This is a genomic window from Mesorhizobium sp. M7A.F.Ca.CA.002.15.2.1, from assembly GCF_003998715.1.
GTDB classification, from domain to species: domain Bacteria; phylum Pseudomonadota; class Alphaproteobacteria; order Rhizobiales; family Rhizobiaceae; genus Mesorhizobium; species Mesorhizobium ciceri.
In genome coordinates this window covers 1-1,948 of the sequence record NZ_RZPI01000876.1, presented here as the reverse complement: position 1 = coordinate 1,948, position 1,948 = coordinate 1, and the positions used below count along the sequence as shown (strand labels likewise).

The window sequence follows — 1,948 nt, the reverse complement described above, 5'->3', positions numbered from 1 at the left end:
ATCGCGCACGAAGCCGGTCATATTGCCGGCGCCAAGCAATGTCGCGATGACGGCCATCGTCTTGGCTCGTTCGAGCTGGTCGCGCAGCTTCTGCTGGTGGCCGCCGGCAATATGACCGGCTTCGTGCGCGATGACGCCGATGATCTCGTTGGGCGTTTCAGCCGTCATCAGCGCGCCGGTGTTGATGAACAGCCGACGCCCGGTGACGAAGGCGTTGAAACTCTGGTCGTTGACCAGGACGATGTCGATGCCGTCATTCGCCAGGCCGGCCGCCCTGAAGATCGGCCGCGCGTAATCGCGCACCAGCGCCTCGATCTCGGCGTCGCGCACCACCGGCACGTTCTGGGCGAAGGCGCTGACCGAGCTCGACATTGCAACGGCAACGCCAAGCGAAAGCGTCGCGAAGACGCGCGCTGCCTGGGCAATCGTCGATCTGGGTCGGCTCAACATGATGTGTCCACTGGTAGACGAGCGGGCGAAAGATGAAAAGTCGGCGCCGGAAACTTCCTCAACTTGTGATCCTCACATCAATCGGGCATTTGTGCGGCACATGCGCCAGTGCCTGGCGCCGTCAGTCATCGGGAATACTGGTTAAATGGTCGTTTCGCTCTCACGCCGCGGCAATGTCGAGCCCTTCCATGCGATGGACATTCTGGCAGAGGCAAACCGGCTGAAGTCCCAGGGCGTGCCGGTTGTTTCGATGGCCGTCGGCCAACCCTCCGATCCCGCACCGGTTCTGGTTCGCGCCGCAGCAGCCAAGGCGCTGCAGGATGGGCGCATCGGCTACACCGACGCGCTCGGACTGGCAGGTTTGCGCAAGGCGATAGCCGGACACTACGCCGATCACTATGGGCTTGATATCGAGCCCGGCCGGATCGCGGTGACCACCGGATCGCCGGCCGCCTTCAATCTTGCCTTCCTGGCGATGTTCGATCGGGGTGACCGCGTCGCCATCGCGGCACCCGGTTACCCTGCCTACCGCAACATCATGGCCGCACTCGGCATAGAGGTGGTCGAGATCGAGCTCGGCGACGCCGCCTACCTGCATGCCGGCCATTTGGAAGCCGCGCATCGTGAAAAGCCGCTGAAAGGCGTTCTCTTCGCCAGTCCCGCCAATCCAACCGGCGCGGTCATACCAGCCGATGAACTGGCGGCTCTGGTAAGGACGGCACAGGACCTCGGCATCGCCGTCATCTCCGACGAAATCTATCACCGGCTGGCCTATGCCGCCCCCGACACCACGGCACTTGCCTATGGCGGCGATGTGACGGTGATCAATTCCTTCTCCAAATATTACTGCATGACCGGCTGGCGAATCGGCTGGATGGTGCTGCCGCAGGAACTGGTGCGGCCGGTCGAGCGCGTCGCCCAGAGCCTCTACATCTCGCCGCCGGAGCTATCGCAGATTGCCGCGATCGAAGCGTTCAGGGCGACCGAGGAACTGGAGGCGGTAAAAGGCCGCTACGCCTGGAATCGCGAGCTCTTGATGAAACGCCTGCCGGAACTCGGCTTTCCGCTGGCGGCGCCCATGGACGGCGCCTTTTATGCGTTCTGTGACGTCACCAGGCATACCAATGACAGCATGGCCTTCGCGCGAAAGATGCTGGCCGAGGCGCATGTTGCAGCAACGCCCGGCCGCGACTTCGACACTCAGGCTGGGCACCGGACCATGCGTTTCTCCTACGCCGGCAGCCACGACGACATGGTCGAGGCAATGGTGCGCATCGAACGCTGGTTGAGGTAGCACCATGCCGGAACTTGAACAGGCCCCCAAACTTGATCGGGCATTGGCCGAAGTCGCCGCCGAAATGGCCGAGCGCACCGATCGCGGCGACGTCGCTTCCTACATTCCGCAGCTGGGCAAGGTCGATCCGAAGAAGTTCGGCATCGCGGCGGTCACCAATGACGGCCGCGTGCTGATGGCCGGCGATGCCGACCAGGCATTTTC

The 1,948-nt window shown here is 63.2% G+C and carries 3 protein-coding genes; 2 read left to right on the top strand and 1 reads right to left on the bottom strand.

The features are described 5' to 3' along the window. A partial coding sequence (locus ENZ74_RS30575) for a M48 family metalloprotease (protein ID WP_206522369.1) occupies positions 1-450 on the bottom strand: 450 nt, incomplete at its 3' end. A gap of 145 nt (positions 451-595) precedes the next feature. Here ENZ74_RS30575 and ENZ74_RS30570 point away from each other — a divergent pair. Beyond that, the gene (locus ENZ74_RS30570; protein ID WP_063168093.1) at positions 596-1,744 is read left to right on the top strand and encodes an aminotransferase class I/II-fold pyridoxal phosphate-dependent enzyme; all 1,149 of its coding nucleotides are present in this window, start codon (positions 596-598) and stop codon (positions 1,742-1,744) included. A gap of 4 nt (positions 1,745-1,748) precedes the next feature. Then, positions 1,749-1,948 (top strand): glutaminase (locus tag ENZ74_RS30565; protein ID WP_206522368.1); only part of this gene is annotated, 200 nt, incomplete at its 3' end.